Genomic DNA, 18,976 nt, shown 5'->3' with positions numbered 1-18,976 from the left:
GGGGCAGTCCACGGCCCTCTCCGCACTTCCCCTCTCCCAACCCTCTCCCCTGAAGGAGAGAGGGCTATGAGGTAAGATCATGAACGAACTGACCAATTTCGCGAACCCGGTAGCCAAGCCGGAAACCTTCGACATGATCCAGATCGGGATCGCCAGCCCCGAGCGTATCCGCTCGTGGTCGTTCGGCGAGATCAAGAAGCCCGAGACGATCAACTATCGCACGTTCAAGCCCGAGCGGGACGGCCTGTTCTGCGCGCGCATCTTCGGTCCGATCAAGGATTACGAGTGCCTGTGCGGCAAGTACAAGCGCATGAAGTACAAGGGCATCGTCTGCGAAAAGTGCGGTGTCGAAGTCACGGTGTCGAAGGTCCGCCGCGAGCGGATGGGCCATATCGAACTGGCCGCGCCCGTCGCGCACATCTGGTTCCTGAAGTCGCTGCCGTCGCGTATCGGCCTGCTGCTCGACATGCAGCTCAAGCAGCTCGAGCGCGTGCTGTACTTCGAGAGCTACATCGTCATCGAGCCGGGCCTGACCGCGCTGGAGAAGTATCAGCTCCTCACCGAGGACGAACTGCTCGACGCGCAGGACCAGTATGGCGAGGACGCGTTCTCGGCCGGGATCGGCGCGGAAGCGGTCAAGCAGATGCTGATCGACCTCGACCTAGAGGGTGAGAAGCGCGACCTGCTCGAAGAGCTGGCCGTCACCAAGTCGGAACTGAAGCCCAAGAAGATCATCAAGCGGCTGAAGGTCGTCGAGAGCTTCCTCGAATCGGGCAACCGTCCCGAATGGATGATCCTCGACGTCGTGCCGGTCATTCCGCCCGAACTGCGTCCGCTGGTGCCGCTCGACGGCGGCCGCTTCGCGACGTCGGATCTGAACGACCTGTACCGCCGCGTCATCAACCGCAACAACCGCCTGAAGCGGCTGATGGAACTGCGCGCGCCGGACATCATCGTCCGCAACGAAAAGCGCATGTTGCAGGAAGCGGTCGACGCATTGTTCGACAACGGTCGTCGCGGCCGCACGATCACCGGCGCCAACAAGCGTCCGCTCAAGTCGCTGTCCGACATGCTCAAGGGCAAGCAGGGCCGCTTCCGCCAGAACCTGCTCGGCAAGCGCGTCGACTATTCGGGTCGTTCGGTCATCGTGACCGGGCCGGAGCTCAAGCTGCACCAGTGCGGGCTGCCAAAGAAGATGGCGCTCGAGCTGTTCAAGCCGTTCATCTATGCGCGCCTCGACGCCAAGGGCCTGAGCATGACGCTCAAGCAGGCGAAGAAGTGGGTCGAGAAGGAACGCAAGGAAGTCTGGGACATCCTCGACGAGGTGATCCGCGAGCATCCGGTGATGCTGAACCGCGCGCCGACGCTCCACCGCCTCGGCATCCAGGCGTTCGAGCCGGTGCTGATCGAGGGCAAGGCGATCCAGCTGCACCCGCTGGTCTGCTCGGCGTTCAACGCCGACTTCGACGGCGACCAGATGGCCGTCCACGTCCCGCTGAGCCTCGAGGCGCAGCTGGAAGCGCGCGTCCTGATGATGTCGACCAACAACATCCTGTCGCCCGCCAACGGCAAGCCGATCATCGTGCCGTCGCAGGACATGGTGCTGGGCCTGTATTACCTGTCGATGGAAAAGACGAACGAGCCGGGCGAAGGCATGCTGCTGGGCGACATGGCGGAGGTGCATCAGGCACTCCACGCCGGTGCCGTCACGCTACATACCAAGATCATCAGCCGCGTTCCGCAGACCGACGAGGACGGCAAGCAGTATCTCAAGCGCTATGAGACCACGCCGGGCCGCATGCTGCTGGGCGAAACGCTGCCGCACAGCCACAAGGTGCCGTTCGAAACGGTCAACCGCCTGCTGACCAAGAAGGACGTCGGCGACGTCATCGACGAGGTGTATCGCCACACCGGTCAGAAGGAGACCGTGCTGTTCGCCGATGCGATCATGGCGCTGGGCTTCCGTCACGCGTTCAAGGCCGGCATCTCGTTCGGCAAGGACGACATGCTGATCGCGCCGGACAAGGACAAGCTGGTCGACGAGACGCGCGATCAGGTGAAGGACTTCGAGCAGCAATATCAGGACGGCCTGATCACGCAGCAGGAGAAGTACAACAAGGTGATCGACGCCTGGAGCCGTTGCGGCGATCAGGTGGCGACGTCGATGATGGACGAGATCAAGGCGGTCCGCCGCTACGAGGACGGCCCCGACAAGGGCCGCGAGAAGCCGATCAACTCGATCTACATGATGGCCCACTCGGGTGCCCGCGGTTCGCAGGCACAGATCAAGCAGCTGGCCGGCATGCGCGGGCTGATGGCCAAGCCGTCGGGCGAGATCATCGAAACGCCGATCATCTCGAACTTCAAGGAAGGCCTGACCGTCCTTGAATATTTCAACTCGACCCACGGCGCCCGCAAGGGTCTGGCGGACACGGCGCTCAAGACGGCGAACTCGGGGTACCTTACCCGCCGTCTGGTCGACGTGTCGCAGGACTGCGTCATCATCATGGAAGACTGCGGTACCCAGCGCGCGCTGGAAATGCGGTCGATCATCGAAGGGGGCGCGACGATCGCGTCGCTCGGCGAACGCATCCTCGGCCGCACCACGGCAGAGGACGTGGTCGATCCGAAGACCGGCGAAGTCGTGTTCCCGACCGGAACGCTGCTCGACGAGGCGATGATTACCCGCATCGAGGGCATCGGGCTTCAGGCGATGAAGATCCGCAGCCCGCTGGTCTGCGAAGCCAAGGTCGGCGTCTGCGGCACCTGCTACGGCCGTGACCTGGCACGTGGTACCCCGGTGAACATCGGCGAAGCCGTCGGCGTCATCGCGGCGCAGTCGATCGGCGAGCCGGGTACGCAGCTGACCATGCGTACCTTCCACATCGGTGGTGCGGCACAGCTGAACGAACAGTCGAACCTCGAAGCGCCGGTCGACGGCACGGTCGAGTTCCGCGACCTGCGCCTGATCGAGGATCAGCGCGGCCGTCGGGTGGTGCTCAGCCGTTCGGGCGAAATCGCGATCGTCGACATGGACGGCCGCGACCTGTCGGTCCACCGCATCCCGTACGGTGCCTATGTTCTGTTCGACGATGGCCACATCGTTTCGCAGGGCGACCGCATGGCGGAATGGGACCCGTTCACCGCGCCGGTCATCACCGAAACGGGCGGTACAGTGAAGTTCATCGATCTGATCGAGAACAAGACCGTCACCGAACGCGTCGACGAAGCGACCGGTATCGCCCAGCGCGAGATCATCGAATATCGCGTGACGTCGAAGTCGAAGGAGGATCTGCGTCCGCGCATGACCCTGCTCGACGCGAATTCGGGTGAGGCCGCACGTTACATGCTGGCACCGGGCGCGGTGTTGTCGGTCGAGGATGGTGCACAGGTGCAGGCGGGCGACGTTCTTGCCCGTGTCGCCCGTGAATCGGCCAAGACCCGCGACATCACCGGCGGTCTGCCGCGCGTCGCCGAATTGTTCGAAGCGCGTATCCCGAAGGAAGCGGCGATCATCGCCAAGGTTTCGGGCCGCGTGATCTTCGGCAAGGATTACAAGGCGAAGCGCAAGATCGGCATCCAGCCCGAGGATGGCAGCGATGTCGTCGAGTATCTGATCCCGAAGTCGAAGGTCATCGACGTTCAGGAAGGCGACTATGTCAAGCGCGGCGACAACCTGATCGGTGGTTCGCCGAACCCGCACGACATTCTGGAAACGCTCGGCATCGAGCCGCTGGCCGAATATCTGGTCAGCGAAATCCAGGGCGTCTATCGACTGCAGGGCGTGAAGATCAACGACAAGCACATCGAGACGATCGTTCGTCAGATGCTGCAGAAGGTCGAGATCACCGACGGTGGCGACACCACCCTGCTGGCCGGCGAACAGCTCGACCGGGACGAGATGGACGAAGCCAATGCGAAGCTTGCGCCGGGTCTGGCCCCGGCACAGGGCAAGCCGGTGCTGCTCGGCATCACCAAGGCGTCGCTCCAGACGCGGTCGTTCATCTCGGCCGCATCGTTCCAGGAAACGACCCGCGTCCTCACCGAAGCATCGGTGCAGGGCAAGATCGACAGCCTGAACGGTCTGAAGGAAAACGTCATCGTCGGCCGCCTGATCCCGGCGGGCACCGGTGCGGGCATGAACCGCCTGCGCGTGGCGGCATCGTCGCGCGACGCGGCGCTGCGGGCCCAGCAAAAGGCGTTGCAGGGCTTCGTCGCGCCGCATTCGGCCGAGGAAGAGCGCGCCGCCGAACGGGCACGCTCACCCCGCGACGGGCAGGGCGCCAATGATCCGCTGGCCGATGTCGTGCCCTCGGGCACCGGCACCGACGCCGATGCAGGCGAATATCTGAACGACTGATCGTTCGGGTTTTCGTGATGTAGACGAGCCGCCGTCCGGGAAACCGGGCGGCGGTTTCGTTTTGGGGGGTACAGGCCCCGCCCTCTCCCCTGGACAGGGGAGAGGGATAGCNGGGGGGGGGGGGGGGGGGGGGGGGAGGCGAGGCTTCGGCTCGCGCGCGCTCCGCACGCGCTTCCCTCCCTGCCTCGACTAGGACCGATCGATATTCAGCGATACGCACGGAATTTCTTCATTCCCGCGCAGGCGGGAATCCATAGACGCTGACGGTTTGGCTGGATTCGCGACGCTGACGTATATGGACTCCCGCCTGCGCGGGAGTGACGAAAGGGAATCGAACGCTATTTCTGCGCCGAGTGAACTGAATGTCGATCCCGCCTAGGCCTTTGCCAAGGCAAAGACCAAGTCTGCGCCTCCCTCTCCCCTGTGGCGCGAGGGGAGGGTTGCAGTCTGATCGCCATCAAACCGCATTCCCCTTCCCCGCTTGCCCCCCTACGCTGCGGCCAAAGGGGGAAATTGATGAAACGCATCCTGTCGACCTTGCTGCTGCTCGCCGCGCCGGCCAGCGCCCAAAGCTATCGCCCCGATTTCGACCCGTCGGCGCATAAAGGTCCGCGCAACGGCCCGGTCAACGAGGTCGCGGTACTGGGGTCGGCGCATCTGTCGCAGTTGCCGGATCGTTTCCGGCCCGAAGCGCTGGCGCCGCTACTCGACAAGCTGGCCGCATGGAAGCCGCAGGCGATCGCGATCGAGGACGTGTCGGGTGTCCAGTGCGACGAACTGCGCCGCTATCCCGATCGCTATGCCGATACCGTGGCATCCTATTGCCCCGATACCGCCGCCGCGCGTGCCGCGACCGGGCTGGACGTTCCGGCGGCGAACGTCGCGTTTCTGAAAATGCTCGCCGCCTGGCCAGCGACGCCCTCTCCCGCGCAGCGTCGCCGGCTGTCGGCTACCTTCCTTGCCGGGGGCGAGCAGGCGTCCGCGCTGGTCCAGTGGCTGCGCCTGTCCGCCGCCGAACGCCATGCCGGCGACGGGCTGGACGCCGCGCTGGTCGAGCGCCTGACCAAGTTGGAAACCCGCCCCGACGAAAGCCTGATGATCGCCGCCCGCCTTGCCGCCCGACTGGGGCTGGAGCGGGTGTATGCGATGGACGATCACAGCGCCGACCGATCGATTCCGAAGGCCGACGAGGCGGCGTATGGCAAGGCGATCCAGACGGCGTGGGACAATCCGGCGGGCGCGAAGCGGCGCGCGGTCAACGAAGCGGCCGAACGCGACCTGGCTACCGGGCCGGGGCTGCTGGCACTGTACCGCGCCCATAACGCGCCGGGCATCGTCCAGATGATCTATGACAGCGACTTCGGCGCGGCGCTGAACGAACCCTCGCCGCAGCGGTTCGGCCGGCAATATGTCGCCTATTGGGAAGTGCGCAACCTGCGCATGGCGGCGAATATCCGCGACATGCTGGCCGAGGCACCCGGACCGGGGATGCGGGCGCTGGTCGTGGTCGGCGCGTCCCACAAACCATATCTGGATGCGTATCTGAACCAGATGCACGACGTCCGGATCGTCGACATCCAGCCGATGCTGCGCTGAAGGAGCCGCGACCGGCGTCGATCGTTCCGCTTGTGACACCGAGCAGCGCGAGGACACGCCATGGCCAAGGACGACGCCACCGCCGACACATTGGCCGACAGCGTCGACGACGCCCTGCTCGCCAAGACCCGCCCGCCGGTCGGCGCGATGCTGTTGCTCGGCATCGCGGCGGGGGCGCAGATCGCCTTCGGCGCGATCGGCTATCTGGTGGCGCAGGCCGGGGCGACAGCGGGCGGTGCGACGCAGTTGCTGTCGGGTGTCGCCTTCTCGGTCGGGCTGATGCTGGTGATGGTGACCGGCACGCAATTGTTCACCGGCAACACGATGCTGGTCCTGCCCGCCGCGCAGGACCGGTTGGGGATTGGCGAGACGGTGCGCGACTGGGCGATCGTGTGGGTCGCGAACCTGATCGGCAGCCTGGCGATCGCCGCGCTGTTCGTCGCGTCGGGCGCGCCGCACGCAATCGACGGCGCGGTCGCACAGGCGGCGCTGAAGACCGCCGATGCCAAGCTGGCCAAGGACGGGGTGGAACTGCTCGCGTCGGGCGTGCTCGCCAACATGCTGGTCTGCCTCGCGGTCTGGATGGCGACCGGCGCGCAGTCGGTGGCGGGCAAGATCGTCGGCGTCATCGGGCCGGTCGCGCTGTTCGTCGCGGCAGGGTTCGAACATTCGGTCGCGAACATGACGCTGCTGCCGATCGCGTGGGCCATCGATCCGGCGGCGGTGCCGGCGACCGCGATGGCGGGCAATCTGTTGCTGGCGACGGCGGGAAATATCGTCGGCGGGTCGCTGGTCGCGATCGTGCTGGCAGCGGGGCATCGCACGCTGAACACCGCATAGGGCGGATATGAGAGAGGCCGCCGGGGTCTCTCGACACCCGACGACCTCAAGCATGGTCAGCGGCCGGAAGTTCCAGCCCGGGAGACCATGCGAGCCGCATTCATGGCGCCACGGCGTTGACTGAGGGAGAATACCCCCCGCACGTGGCCCACGCTTTAGCGGCGCGTCTCCCGAACGAACTGAACCGAACCCACTGCTGAACCATGAGACATCGGATCACCTCCTTTCGCTAGTTAAAGCCGTTACGCCCCGAACGGTGGCGCACACGGAATCTGGGGCATCTCGCCGCTGCGTACAAGACTTGTATTGCACGATGTTTCCGCCATAGTTCGCGCCCTGCCGACGCAGACTCAGCGCAGTCCCGGCCGGCACCCCCGCACCACCGTTCCGATCGCCTTGTCGCCGGGCAGTTGCGCGACCGGGCCGTCGTCGATGGCGAAGCCGATCGCGCCGGCACGGGCCAACGCGTCGAGAAAGGTCTGCCCGGTCGTCACCGCCGCTTCGGCCGCGCCGTCGACGGTCTGCGTCGGGAAGGTTGCGGCGGCATCGGTGACATAGAGGCGGATCGTGCGGCCCTGCCCCGGATGGACGAAGACGATGCGCTTCGCCCGCGGGTCGCAGCGGATGGCGAAGGCCGCCGCGCCGTTCGATTCGTACAGCGCGGCGCTGCCGCTCGCCGATGCCTGATAGCGCCAGCGCCCGGCCAGCGGCGTCGCGCCGTCGAGTTCGGGGGTCGGCAACTCGCCGGGCTTGAGCGCGCGTGGCGAAGGCGTGGGCCGGGGTGTAGGGGTCGGGCGCTCGGTCGGGGCCGGCGCAGGCGGCGGTTCGCTGGAACAACCCGCCAGCAGCACCAGCGACCAGAGCGCGACTCCCCGCATCAGCCGCGGCAATCCTCGGTCACGCGCAGGATTTCCGCCCAGCTCGGCAGGACCAGTCGCCCGATCCCGGCGCCTTCGACGACGAAGCGGCCCCGGCTGAACCCGATCGCGTCGAGCAGCCGGTCGCTGGCCGGCAGCGCCATACCGACGCCGCCGTCCATCGGCTGCACGGTGACGCTGCGCTGCGTGCTGGTGGTGCGGATCGTCACCGTGCCGGCGGCGGGGCGGGGCGTGGCGAGGACCATCGTCACCTGCTTCGCCGCGCGGTTGCAGGTCAGGGTCGCGACCGGGGCCGCACCGCGAACGCCATAGATCGCCGCCGATCCGGTGCCGAGCCCACGATACTGCCAGTCGCCGAGAGTGCGCGGCAGGTCGCGCCAGTCGCTCACCGGCGGCGAGGTCGGCGCGACGGCGGCGGGTCGTGGCGCGGGCGATGGTGCGGTGACCGGCTCGGGCGGCGCACCCGGCGGCACGCACCCGGCCAGCAGGAGAGCGGGGGCAAGGAACTTGATACGCATCGCCACCTTATGGGCGATGCGGGCGGCGGCCTCAACCGGCGATGGGGCGTCGCGCCGCTTCCATCGAACCGCTCGTCATTCCGGCGCAGGCCGGAATCCATGGATCGGGAACGGTCGTGATGGAGTCGAGAGCATCCGACCCAATGGATCCCGGCCTGCGCCGGGATGACGATCTCTAAGCCATCTTCACGCACGCGCAGGCGGAAGGCCATACACGCCGACGTTGCGTGTTCAGCGTTGGCGTCAGTGTCTACGAATCCGGCCCAAGCCGGGATGACGACCGTCGGCTACCGCCCCCGCCCGCCCCCGCCGGCCATGCGCATCGCCTTCTGCTTGCCATAGCGGGTCTTTCGGGTACCGGGCTTGCCTTCGTTCGATCGGCCCATGATCGGTGCCTTGTGCTCGCTCGCCGGCAGGCCGAGTTCCTCGTTTTCGAGACTGCGGATCTCGTCGCGCAGCCGTCCGGCGGTCTCGAACTCCAGATTGGCCGCCGCCTCGCGCATCTGCTTTTCGAGGCTCTCGATATACGACCGCAGATTGTGGCCGACCATGTGGCGCGGGCCGTCCTCGTCGATCTCGACCGTCACCTGATCGCGCGAGGCGACGTCGGCGATGATATCGCCGATCTGGCGCTTGATCGTCGTGGGCGTAATGCCGTGCGCTTCGTTATATTCGCGCTGCTTTTCGCGACGGCGATCGGTTTCGGCAATGGCGCGTTCCATGCTGCCGGTCATCCGGTCGGCATAGAGGATCACCCGCCCGTCGACGTTGCGCGCGGCACGGCCGATCGTCTGGATCAGCGAGGTTTCGCTGCGCAGGAACCCTTCCTTGTCGGCGTCGAGGATCGCGACCAGCCCGCATTCGGGAATGTCGAGTCCTTCACGCAACAGGTTGATGCCGACCAGCACGTCATAGACACCCATGCGCAAGTCGCGGATCAGCTCGATGCGCTCCAGCGTCTCGACGTCGCTGTGCATGTACCGGACTTTCAGACCGGCTTCGTGCATGAACTCGGTCAGGTCTTCGGCCATGCGCTTGGTCAGCGTGGTGACGAGCGTGCGATAGCCGTTCTTCGCCGTCTCCTTGGCCTCGTGGATCAGGTCGTCGACCTGTTCCTCGACCGGGCGGATCGTGATCGGCGGATCGATCAGGCCGGTCGGGCGAATGACCTGTTCGCTGAACACGCCGCCGGTCTGCTCCATCTCCCACCCGCCGGGCGTCGCCGACACGCACACCGTCTGCGGCCGCATCGCGTCCCATTCGTTGAAGCGCAGCGGCCGGTTGTCGATCGCGCTCGGCAGGCGAAAGCCATATTCGGCCAGCGTGATCTTGCGCCGGTGATCGCCGCGCGACATGCCGTTGATCTGGCCGATCGTCTGATGGCTTTCGTCGACGAACAGCAGCGAATTTTCCGGAAGATATTCGAACAGCGTGGGCGGCGGTTCGCCCGGCAGGCGTCCGGTCAGGAAGCGGCTGTAATTCTCGATCCCCGCGCACGAACCGGTGGCGGCGATCATTTCCAGATCGAAATTGGTGCGTTGTTCCAGCCGCTGCGCCTCCAGCAGCTTGCCCTCCATGACCAGTTCCTTCAGCCGCTCGGTCAGTTCGTGGCGGATCGCCTCGCCCGCCTGTTTCAGCGTCGGTCCCGGCGTCACATAGTGCGAATTGGCATAGACGCGGATCGAATTGAGGCTGGCGACCTTCTTGCCGGTCAGCGGATCAAATTCGGTGATCTCCTCGATATCGTCGCCGAAGAAGGTGATCCGCCACGCGCTGTCGTCATAATGCGACGGGAACAGTTCGAGGCTGTCGCCGCGCACGCGGAAATTACCGCGCTGGAACGCGGCGTCGTTGCGCTTGTATTGCAGCGCGACCAGCTTGCGGACGATCTCGCGCTGGTCGACGACATCACCCTTCTTCAGGTCGAAAATCATCGCCGAATAGGTTTCGACCGATCCGATGCCGTACAGGCACGATACCGACGCGACGATGATGACGTCGTCGCGCTCCAGCAGCGACCGGGTGGCCGAATGCCGCATCCGGTCGATCGCCTCGTTGGTCGAGCTTTCCTTTTCGATATAGGTGTCGGACCGCGCGACATATGCTTCGGGCTGGTAGTAATCGTAATAGCTGACGAAATATTCGACGGCATTGTCGGGGAAGAATGACTTCATTTCGCCGTACAACTGCGCGGCAAGGATCTTGTTGGGGGCAAGGATCAGCGCCGGGCGCTGCAATTCCTCGATCGTCTTGGCCATGGTGAAGGTCTTGCCCGAACCGGTGACGCCCAGCAGGACCTGATCCTTCTCCCCCGCGCGCGCCGCCGCGACCAGTTCGCGGATCGCGGTCGGCTGGTCGCCGGCGGGTTCGTAATCGGACTTGATGACGAAGCGTTTGCCCGCATCCACCTTGGCCGGGCGGGCGGGACGGTGAGGGACGAAGGTCTGGCCGGTTTCCGGCTCGGACAGGTCGGTGCGGATCGTGATCGCCATGCGGATGGATATGGGTGACGCGGAACGGGACGGCAACATCGACCCTCGACACTTTGGCGAAAGCGGATAGCTTAAGGCCCAAAGGGGACCCAACATGCGCACACTGATCGCCACCGCCGCCTGCCTGTTCGCCGCGACGCCGGCCATGGCCGAACCCGACTGGGCACCCGCCGTCCGCGCCGATTACACGGCGTCGCTGGGCGGGATGTGGGACTGGTTCCACCGCAATCCCGAATTGTCGTTCAGGGAGGTGAAGACCGCCGAGCGCATGGCGACCGAGCTGCGCGGCGTGCCGGGGATGCAGGTGACGACCGGCGTCGGTGGCACCGGCGTGGTCGGCGTGCTGAAGAACGGGGCCGGCCCGACCGTGCTGGTCCGCGCCGATATGGACGGGCTGCCGGTCGAGGAGAAATCGGGCCTGCCCAATGCCAGCAAGGCGCGGCAGGTCGGCGTCGACGGGGTCGAGGCGCCGGTGATGCACGCCTGCGGCCACGATACCCATATCACCGCGATGGTCGGCACCGCCCGCCGGCTGGCCGCGCTCAAGGACCGGTGGAAGGGCACGATCGTCTTCATCGTCCAGCCCGCCGAGGAACGCGTCGGAGGTGCGAAGGCGATGCTGGCCGATGGCCTCTATAGCCGCTTTCCCAAGCCTGATTACGCGCTGGCCTTCCACGTCGCCGCCGGGCTGCCGGCGGGCATGGTATCGGCATCGGAGGGCATTCAATATTCGTCGTCGGACTCGGTCGATATCGACGTGCCCGGCATCGGCGCGCACGGGGCCAGCCCGCATGCTGGCAAGGACCCGGTCTATATGGCGTCGCAGCTGGTGATCGCCTTGCAGGGCCTCATCAGCCGCGAACGCCAGCCGCTCGACCCCGGGGTCATCACCGTCGGTTCGTTCCATTCGGGGCTGAAGCACAACATCATCAGCGACATGGCAAAATTGCAGGTGACCGTCCGCGCCAATGACGAGGGAACGCGCAAGCAGCTGCTCGATGGGATCAAGCGCGTCGCGAGCGGCATCGGCACGCTGAACGGGATGCCCGCCGACAAGATGCCGGTGGTGAAGGTGATCGAGGGCACGCCGACCACGATCAACGACGCGCCGCTCGCCCGGCGGCTGAACGCGGTGATGGCGACGACGCTGGGGCCGAAGAACGTGATTCCGTTCGAACAGACCGGCATGGGCGCGGAGGACTTCGCCTATCTGGTCCAGCCGGATTCCAAGGTGAAGGGCTATTATTTCGCGGTCGGCGGCACGCCGATGGCGGACATCGTCGCGGCGAGGAACGGCGGCGCGCCGGTGCCGTCGCATCATTCGCCCCTGTTCAAGGTCGCGCCCGAGCCGTCGATTGTCACCGGCACGATCGCGATGACCGCGGCGGTGCTGAATTTGCTGGGGCCGAAGACGGCGGGCTGACCCCCTTCCGCTCAATTCCGCCTATACCGCTCGGTTCGAGCAGCTTCGAGCTTGTCGAGAAGCGTCCGTCGAGAACGGGTCGTTTGGGGCACCCCTTCTCGACTACGGTTCTCGACAGGCTCGAACCTGCGCTCGAAGCAAACGGGGGGCGAGTAGCCGAGAACGACTCCAATCCGTTCGTCCTGAGTAGCCGCTGAGCTTGTCGAAGGGGCGTATCGAAGGACCGCTTGGGGCAGGTGCTTCGATACGGGTCTTCGACTTCGCTCAGCCCCTACTCAGCACGAACGGTTTGCATGTGCGCAGAGAACAGGTCGTAGCCCCCTACCCGAACACCGACCAGTCGGCCTTGTCCGCCAGCAATTCCAGCGCCCGCACGCCGAGGATCGAATTGCCCTGCCGGTCGAGATTGTTCGACCACACCGCGATCGACGCGACCTGCGGGACGATGGCGAGGATGCCGCCCCCCACCCCGCTCTTGGCCGGCAGCCCGACCCGGTACGCAAAGTCCCCCGACCCGTCATATTGCCCGCAGGTCGTCATCAGCGACAGCAGCCGCCGCGTCCGCGTGGCGCGCTCGTCGCCCGCTGCATCGCCGGTCCGCGCGGTGCGGGTCAGGAACAGCCCGGCCTTCGCCAGCGACTTCGCATCGATCTCGATCGCGCATTGGTGGACATAGGCCTCCATCACCTCGTCGATCTCGCAGTGGAGATTGCCGTGATGCTTGGCGAAACTCATCATCGCGCGGTTCAGGTCGCCACCGGTGCGGCCGGTCTCCAGCACGTCCTGGTTGAGGATCACGTCAGCCAGCCCGGCCTCGCGCCCGACAAAGTCGACCACCGCCCGCGCACATTCGTCGGTCTTGTGCTCGACCAGAATGTCGCACACCACCAGCGCCCCGGCATTGATGAACGGATTGCGCGGCACGCCCTTGTTGCGTTCGAGGTCGACGATCGAATTGAACGGATCGCCCGACGGTTCGCGCCCGACGCGCTTGAACACCGCGTCGCCGCACGCCTCCAGCGCCAGTTCGAGTGCGAAGACCTTGGCGATGCTCTGCAACGGAAAGCGGATATGGGAATAGCCGCCATGGAACAGCCCGCCATCGGGCGTCGCCACCGCCATGCCGAACCAGTCGGGGGGATAATCGTGCCCGGCCCCTGCCGCCCGTTCGATGTCGGCCGCATTGGTGGTGATCTCCGCCGTCACCTCGGCGACGATGCGGGCGAGGTCGGTCATGGTCCGGTTCCTTGAACAAGCTAGTCAAATGCCAGTGTTAGCCAAAACCGTTCGTCCTGAGTAGCCGCCGAGCCTGCCGATACGGGCCTTCGACAAGCTCAATTTCTACCCAACACGAACGGGATCAACCGATTGAGAATCAAATCTGCACCAGATTGTTCAGGTTGATGATCGGCAACAGGATCGCCAGCACCATCATCAGCACCAGCCCGCCCATCAGCAACAGCACCATCGGTTCGACCAGCGCCACCAGTGTCGCCACCAGCGCATCGAGTTCGCGCTCCAGTTCGCCCGATGCACGGTCGAGCGCGGGGGCGAGCCGGCCCGACGTTTCGCCCGAGGCGACGATCGCGACGAGCATCGACGGGAAAATCTCCGCCTCCGCCATCGCCGCGCGCAGCGACAGCCCCTCGCGCACCCGCGCGGCGACGGTCAGCGCCTTGTCGCGCACGAAGCGGTTGGGGGTGACGGCGGCGGCGGCGTGCAGCGCCTCGACCAGCGGCACCGCGCTGCCGACCAGCGTCGCGAGGCTACCGGCGAAGCGCGCGGCATTGTGCTGGCGGCTGAACCGGCGGAACGGCGCCCGCGTCGCCAGCCGCCGGTCGACCGCCAGCCGGTTGCCCGGCACCTTCAGCCAGCGCGCGCCGACCAGAAACAGCACCAGCGCCGCCACCGCGACGTACAGCCCGTACTTCTGGATGAACGCCGACAGCGCGATCAGCGCGCGCGTCAAGAACGGCAGTTCCGCCCCGCGCGACACGAACACGCGGACGATGTCGGGCACGACATAGACCATCAGCAGCACCATCATGCCAAAACTGACCGTCGCCAACAGCGCCGGATACAGCAACGCCAGCTGCATTTTCTGGCCATTGGCCTGCCGGGTCTCGACGAAATTGGCGAGGTGGTTGAGCACGTCGGGCAAGCGCCCCGACTGTTCGCCCGCCGCGACCGACGCGCGATAGAATTCGGGAAACGCCTTGGGATGCCGGCCCAGCCCCTGCGCGAAGCTGCGCCCGTCGAGGATCGCGGCGCGCACGTCGAGCAGCAGTGCGTTGACCGCCGCATTGTCGGCCTGTCCGGCGACGATGCGCAGCGATTCCTCGATCGAGATGTCGGAGCCGACCAGCGTCGCGATCTGGCGGGTGAGCGTCGCCAGCGCCTTGCTCGACACCCCGCGCCGGAACAGGCGGGGCAGCTGGATGCTGCCGAGCTTCGGACCTTTTTCCGCAGCCTCCTCGACCGACAGCGGCAGTTCGCCGCGTTCGCGCAGCAACGCGCGGGCGGCGGCAGGGCTGGAGGCTTCGATCACGCCCCTGACGGTCGCGCCGGTGCGGGAAGCGGCGCGGTAGGTGTAGGCGGTCACCTGCCCAACCCCGTCAAAATTGCCGTTCGGTTCGAGCAGCTTCGAGCCTGTCGAGAAGCGTCCGTCGAGAACGGCCCGCCCGAGGAGAGGCGTTCTCGATACGCGCTCTCGACAAGCTCGATCGCTACTCGAACCAAACGGATGGGGTTAAGGGCGGTAAGAATCACCCCTCGTCCCGCACGACCCGCGCGACCTCCTCGACGGTCGTCACCCCGGCCTTCACCTTCGCCACGCCATCATCCAGCAACGCCGGATTATCGACCCGCGCCGCACGTTCCAGTTCGGCCTCGGCGACGCCGTTGTGGATCATCGCCTGCAACCGGTCGTCGACCGCGACGACCTCGTACAGCCCGGCGCGGCCGCGATAGCCCTCGTGATGGCAGGCCTCGCACCCGCCCTTGCGCCACAGCTTCTTGCCCGGCTTGATCGCGCCGCCCAGCAGGACGCTGTCCGCCTCGGTCGACCGATCCTGCCACCGGCATTCGACGCACAGCCGCCGGACCAGCCGCTGCGCGACCAGCCCGACCAGCATCGGCGCCAGCAGATAGCGTTCGACGCCCATGTCGATCAGCCGCGTGACCGATCCGATCGCGGTGTTGGTGTGCAGCGTCGACAGCACGAAGTGGCCGGTCATCGACGATCGCACCGCCGTCTGCGCGGTTTCCTGATCGCGGATTTCGCCGACCATGATGACGTCGGGGTCCTGCCGCAGGATCGCGCGCAGTCCCCGCGCGAAGGTCATGTCGGTGCGCGGATTGACCTGCGTCTGGGCGATGCCGGCCAGCTCATACTCGATCGGGTCCTCGACCGTCATCACGTTGCGGCGACGATCGTTCAGACGGGTGAGCGCCGTATAGAGCGTCGTCGTCTTGCCCGATCCGGTCGGTCCGGTGACCAGCAACAGCCCGTGCGGCCGCTCGAGCAACCGGCCGAACACGCTTTCGTCGCGCTCCGACATGCCCAGCCCGCCGAGGTCAAGCATCATGCCGCCACGTTCGAGCAGACGCAGCACTACCCGCTCGCCATGCTGGGTCGGCATGGTCGACACGCGCGCATCGACGTCGTGCCCGCCGATGCGCAGCGTCACGCGGCCGTCCTGCGGCGTGCGGCGCTCGGCGATGTCGAGCTTGGCCATGACCTTGATCCGGCTGACCAGCAGCGGGGCAAGCGCGCGCGGCGGCTCGACGATGTCGCGCAGCACGCCGTCGATGCGGAAGCGGACGACAAGACGCTTTTCCTGCGTCTCGACATGGACGTCGGATGCGCCTTCCTTGATCGCTTCGAGCAGCAGCGCGTTGATCAGGCGGATGACCGGCGAATCGTCGCGCGCGTCGAGCAGGTCGTCGACCGCCGCCGCACTGTCGGCCAGTGCCGCCAGATCGGTTTCAGCCAGTTCGATGTCGGCGGCGGTCGACGCGCTGCCGCCATAGCTCGCCTGCAACGCTGCATCGAACGCGGCATCGTCCAGCGCCACGAACGCGATGCCCGGCGCGACCCGCTGCACCTCCAGCATTGCGTCCAGCGTCGCATCGGCGCGGTGGACGCACTCCATGCCGCCCTTGCCCAGCCGGATCAGCACGCCTCCTTTACGCGCATAGCCATAGGGCAGGCGGACGGGTTCGGCATGGAGCAGCGTGTCGGTCATGGTCGAAACTCCACGCTGGCATTGACCCGGCCGGAGGTCGAACCGCGCTGCATCGTCACCCGCCGCACGGCGATCGTGCTGGTCGATGCGACCGAACTCAGCCACGTCACCACCGCCGGATAGGGCGCGTCGGTCAGCGTCGCGGTGACGCCGCCATTCGCCTCCGCCAGCACCGGCTGCAACCCGGCGGTCGTCGCCGCCGATGCGATCACCGTTTGCGGCGGTCCGGCGGCGGTCGTCGCCGGTGCGCTTTCCAGCCGTCCGGCGGCACGCACCCGCGCCATCAGCGTCTCCGCCTGCCGGATATCGGCGCGCGCCTGCGCCCGTGCCGCCTGCACCGGCTTGACCACGCCATACATCAGCACGACCCCGGCGAGCAGCGCCGCCAGCGTCCCCACCAGCACCCGCTCGCGCATGGTCAGCCCCTGCCACCAGCCATCGAACCGGGCGAGGGCCGCCTCGATCCGGGCGCTTCTGCGCACGACGATCATGCCCCGCGCGCCACAATGCGCAGCGCCCCGCCGGGGGCGGCGCTCACCTGTGCGGCGACGCCGGCGGCGGAAAATGCGGCGCGCAGCCGGTCGGCCATGCCGGTTTCGGGCGACTGGCAATCGAGGGTCAGCGCGTTTCCTTCGAAATCCATCCGGTTGACCACCAATGCCGGGCCGATCGGCGACAATGCCCCGGCAACGCGCGACAACAGCGGCACGAATCGGTTGCTGCCGGTCGGGCGCGGCAGCAGGTCGGCGACGCGCACCATGAAATCGTCGCCGCCGGTCGGGATCGACGGCGCGGTCGTCACCACCAGCTGTTGCAGCGCCGCCTGCCGCCGCTCGGCGATTCGCTCAAGCATCAGCGTGTCGGCGACCGCGATCACGCCATGCGCCAGCGCGGCCGCACCGAGGATCATCGCGACCTTGCGCGTCGTGCTCGGCCATGCCGTCCGGCGGCGGCCATAGACCCCCTGCCGCAGATCGATCGGTGCATCGGCGATGCGCTGGTCGAGCGGCGCGGGCGGGAATGCCACGCCGTCGCCCGCCATCGCCGCCGGCAACGGATCGCCCAGCGCCTGCACGGCCGGCCGCCCCGCCGCCTCCCACGCCGCGACCAGCATCGGCAGCGGCATGGCGAAGCCGGTGCCGTCGGCGGCGCGGACCAGCGCCCTTCCGCCGATCACCTCGACGCTCCATCCCTCGACCGGCGCAGCCAGCGTCAGCGCGTCGGGCACGAACGCCGCGCCGCCGATCCCGGCGGCATCGGCGATCGCCACCCATTCGGCCATGACGCTGTGCCGCACGACCGCGACCAGATAGCGCCGGTCGCCGATCGCATCGCCCAGCACCAGATGCACGGCATCGATCGGATCGGCGATCCGGTCCTCGACCGCGAACGGCAACGCCGCCAGCCGTTTCGCCCGACTGGGCAGCGGCAGGTCGACGCTGAGCAGAAGGACCGATTCGGACGGCACGAGCAAGGTTGTTGCGGGGACCGTGCCATCGACTACAATGGCATTGCCGCCCGCGACAGCCCACACGCCGGCGGCCGGACCGGCGGGGGCGGGTTCGATTGTCACAATGGCTTCATCGTGTGGACGCATTGGGGCGTGGATGCGCATCTTATTCCGAAAGTTTCGTGACACCTTGGCCGCGAACCCCGCCGCCCGCAAGGTTTCTGTCCCCGACCGCGAGGCGGGACTGACGCTGGTCGAAATGATCGTCGTGCTGGCGATCATCGCGCTCGTCGCGGCGTTGATCGTGCCCAACGTCATCAACCGCCCCGATCAGGCGCGGGTGACGACCGCCGGCACCGACATCAAATCGATCTCCGCCGCGCTGAAAATGTACCGGCTGGACAATGGCGACTATCCGACAACGACGCAGGGGCTGAAGGCGCTGTTCGAAAAACCGACCCAACCGCCGATCCCCGGCGCCTATCCGCCCGACGGCTATCTGTCGCAGATGCCGCAGGACCCGTGGGGCAATCCCTATGTCTACGAATCGACCGGCGGACGCTTCACCATCACGTCGCTCGGCAAGGACGGCAAGCCCGGCGGCGAGGGACTCGACGCCGATATCGACGGGACGGTGCGCTGATCCTCGCCACCACCCATCGTCATTCCCGCGCAGGCGGGAATCCATTGCCGCTGGCACCTGCGAAAGAATCGCGCTGCCAGCGTGTATGGCCTCCCGCCTTCGCGGGAGTGACGAGGGCGCGCGTGGTGCCCCCCACCCAATCCGGCATGACCCTGATCGAAATGCTGATCGTCCTCGCCATCATCGGCGTAGCGGCGGGTGCGGTCAGCCTCGGCATCGGTGCCGCCACCCGTGCGCCCAATGTCGAGGCGGAAGCGCGGCGCTTCGCCGTGCGGCTGCAGGCGGCGGCGGACGATGCGATGCTCGGCGACCAGCTGATCGCGCTGACCACCGAAACCCATGGCTATGGCTTCGCCCAGGTCGGGGCGAGGGGCCTGACCCCGCGGACCGACGGCCCGCTGGCGTTCCATACCCTGCCCGGCGGCATGGTGATGACGCTCGACGTCGCTCCGCCGGTGGTCCTCGGCGTCGATGGTACCGGCCAGCCGCTGGGCGCGACGATCACCGGCGGCGACCAGACGTGGCGGGG

Annotated in this window: 14 protein-coding genes; 6 read left to right on the top strand and 8 right to left on the bottom strand. The window is 66.8% G+C overall.

Annotated elements, in window-relative coordinates; translation table 11 throughout:
- The first annotated feature begins 79 nt into the window (after positions 1 to 79).
- From rpoC to ASE91_RS14590, 3 genes are all read left to right on the top strand, one after another.
- The gene (gene rpoC, locus ASE91_RS14600; protein ID WP_056627324.1) at positions 80 to 4,360 is read left to right on the top strand and encodes a DNA-directed RNA polymerase subunit beta'; all 4,281 of its coding nucleotides are present in this window, start codon (positions 80 to 82) and stop codon (positions 4,358 to 4,360) included.
- A 516-nt stretch (positions 4,361 to 4,876) separates the two neighbouring features.
- Positions 4,877 to 5,956, top strand: coding sequence for a DUF5694 domain-containing protein (locus ASE91_RS14595; protein ID WP_082454051.1), 1,080 nt, complete (start codon positions 4,877 to 4,879; stop codon positions 5,954 to 5,956).
- Between the two features lie 60 nt (positions 5,957 to 6,016).
- Complete coding sequence (locus ASE91_RS14590) at positions 6,017 to 6,796, top strand: formate/nitrite transporter family protein (protein ID WP_056627318.1); 780 nt, start codon at positions 6,017 to 6,019, stop codon at positions 6,794 to 6,796.
- 350 nt (positions 6,797 to 7,146) lie between these two features.
- Here ASE91_RS14590 and ASE91_RS14585 read toward each other — a convergent pair whose 3' ends face one another.
- The 3 genes from ASE91_RS14585 to uvrB all read right to left on the bottom strand — a co-directional run bounded on the left by ASE91_RS14585 (position 7,147) and on the right by uvrB (position 10,684).
- Complete coding sequence (locus tag ASE91_RS14585) at positions 7,147 to 7,674, bottom strand: hypothetical protein (protein WP_056507685.1); 528 nt, start codon at positions 7,672 to 7,674, stop codon at positions 7,147 to 7,149.
- Positions 7,674 to 8,192, bottom strand: coding sequence for a hypothetical protein (locus ASE91_RS14580; RefSeq protein ID WP_056507873.1), 519 nt, complete (start codon positions 8,190 to 8,192; stop codon positions 7,674 to 7,676). Before ASE91_RS14580 ends, ASE91_RS14585 begins: the two co-directional genes overlap by 1 nt.
- Before the next feature lie 287 nt (positions 8,193 to 8,479).
- Positions 8,480 to 10,684: an excinuclease ABC subunit UvrB gene (gene uvrB, locus ASE91_RS14575; protein ID WP_056002578.1), complete on the bottom strand. Its 2,205-nt coding sequence runs from the start codon at positions 10,682 to 10,684 to the stop codon at positions 8,480 to 8,482.
- A gap of 94 nt (positions 10,685 to 10,778) precedes the next feature.
- Here uvrB and ASE91_RS14570 point away from each other — a divergent pair, with 94 nt between their 5' ends.
- Complete coding sequence (locus ASE91_RS14570; protein ID WP_056627315.1) at positions 10,779 to 12,107, top strand: amidohydrolase; 1,329 nt, start codon at positions 10,779 to 10,781, stop codon at positions 12,105 to 12,107.
- A 321-nt stretch (positions 12,108 to 12,428) separates the two neighbouring features.
- Here the strand turns inward: ASE91_RS14570 and glsA are convergent, their stop codons facing one another.
- The 5 genes from glsA to gspL all read right to left on the bottom strand — a co-directional run bounded on the left by glsA (position 12,429) and on the right by gspL (position 17,927).
- Positions 12,429 to 13,343, bottom strand: a complete 915-nt coding sequence (gene glsA, locus ASE91_RS14565) for a glutaminase A (protein ID WP_056627313.1) — start codon at positions 13,341 to 13,343, stop codon at positions 12,429 to 12,431.
- Positions 13,344 to 13,482: 139 nt separating this feature from the next.
- Positions 13,483 to 14,709 (bottom strand): type II secretion system F family protein, encoded by a 1,227-nt coding sequence (locus tag ASE91_RS14560; protein WP_056627310.1) that lies wholly within the window; start codon positions 14,707 to 14,709, stop codon positions 13,483 to 13,485.
- Positions 14,710 to 14,872: 163 nt separating this feature from the next.
- A complete protein-coding gene (locus ASE91_RS14555; RefSeq protein WP_056402053.1) occupies positions 14,873 to 16,354 on the bottom strand; it encodes a GspE/PulE family protein in 1,482 nt (493 codons plus the stop codon).
- On the bottom strand, positions 16,351 to 16,845 hold the full coding sequence (gspM, locus tag ASE91_RS14550; protein ID WP_056627306.1) for a type II secretion system protein GspM: 495 nt from the start codon (positions 16,843 to 16,845) through the stop codon (positions 16,351 to 16,353). The genes ASE91_RS14555 and gspM overlap by 4 nt, the downstream gene beginning before the upstream one ends.
- The gene (gene gspL, locus ASE91_RS14545; protein ID WP_235530501.1) at positions 16,842 to 17,927 is read right to left on the bottom strand and encodes a type II secretion system protein GspL; all 1,086 of its coding nucleotides are present in this window, start codon (positions 17,925 to 17,927) and stop codon (positions 16,842 to 16,844) included. Before gspL ends, gspM begins: the two co-directional genes overlap by 4 nt.
- Positions 17,928 to 17,994: 67 nt before the next feature.
- Between gspL and gspG the strand changes: the two genes are divergently transcribed.
- Positions 17,995 to 18,447 (top strand): type II secretion system major pseudopilin GspG, encoded by a 453-nt coding sequence (gene gspG / locus ASE91_RS14540; protein WP_268795967.1) that lies wholly within the window; start codon positions 17,995 to 17,997, stop codon positions 18,445 to 18,447.
- A 146-nt stretch (positions 18,448 to 18,593) separates the two neighbouring features.
- Positions 18,594 to 18,976: prepilin-type N-terminal cleavage/methylation domain-containing protein (locus tag ASE91_RS18995; RefSeq protein ID WP_082454063.1), on the top strand; the 383-nt coding region annotated here is incomplete at its 3' end.

It is taken from the genome of Sphingomonas sp. Leaf62 (assembly GCF_001421915.1).
Lineage (GTDB): Bacteria > Pseudomonadota > Alphaproteobacteria > Sphingomonadales > Sphingomonadaceae > Sphingomonas.
Note: the sequence above shows the minus strand (reverse complement) of the source record. Positions and strands in the feature narration are given on the sequence as shown.

What these genes read in the sequence shown, in the direction of transcription:
- rpoC (WP_056627324.1), top strand. Translation starts at nt 80, where the DNA reads ATGAACGAACTGACCAATTTCGCGAACCCGGTAGCCAAGCCGGAAACC.
- ASE91_RS14595 (WP_082454051.1), top strand. Translation starts at nt 4,877, where the DNA reads ATGAAACGCATCCTGTCGACCTTGCTGCTGCTCGCCGCGCCGGCCAGC.
- ASE91_RS14590 (WP_056627318.1), top strand. Translation starts at nt 6,017, where the DNA reads ATGGCCAAGGACGACGCCACCGCCGACACATTGGCCGACAGCGTCGAC.
- ASE91_RS14585 (WP_056507685.1), bottom strand. Translation starts at nt 7,674, where the DNA reads ATGCGGGGAGTCGCGCTCTGGTCGCTGGTGCTGCTGGCGGGTTGTTCC.
- ASE91_RS14580 (WP_056507873.1), bottom strand. Translation starts at nt 8,192, where the DNA reads ATGCGTATCAAGTTCCTTGCCCCCGCTCTCCTGCTGGCCGGGTGCGTG.
- uvrB (WP_056002578.1), bottom strand. Translation starts at nt 10,684, where the DNA reads ATGGCGATCACGATCCGCACCGACCTGTCCGAGCCGGAAACCGGCCAG.
- ASE91_RS14570 (WP_056627315.1), top strand. Translation starts at nt 10,779, where the DNA reads ATGCGCACACTGATCGCCACCGCCGCCTGCCTGTTCGCCGCGACGCCG.
- glsA (WP_056627313.1), bottom strand. Translation starts at nt 13,343, where the DNA reads ATGACCGACCTCGCCCGCATCGTCGCCGAGGTGACGGCGGAGATCACC.
- ASE91_RS14555 (WP_056402053.1), bottom strand. Translation starts at nt 16,354, where the DNA reads ATGACCGACACGCTGCTCCATGCCGAACCCGTCCGCCTGCCCTATGGC.
- gspM (WP_056627306.1), bottom strand. Translation starts at nt 16,845, where the DNA reads ATGATCGTCGTGCGCAGAAGCGCCCGGATCGAGGCGGCCCTCGCCCGG.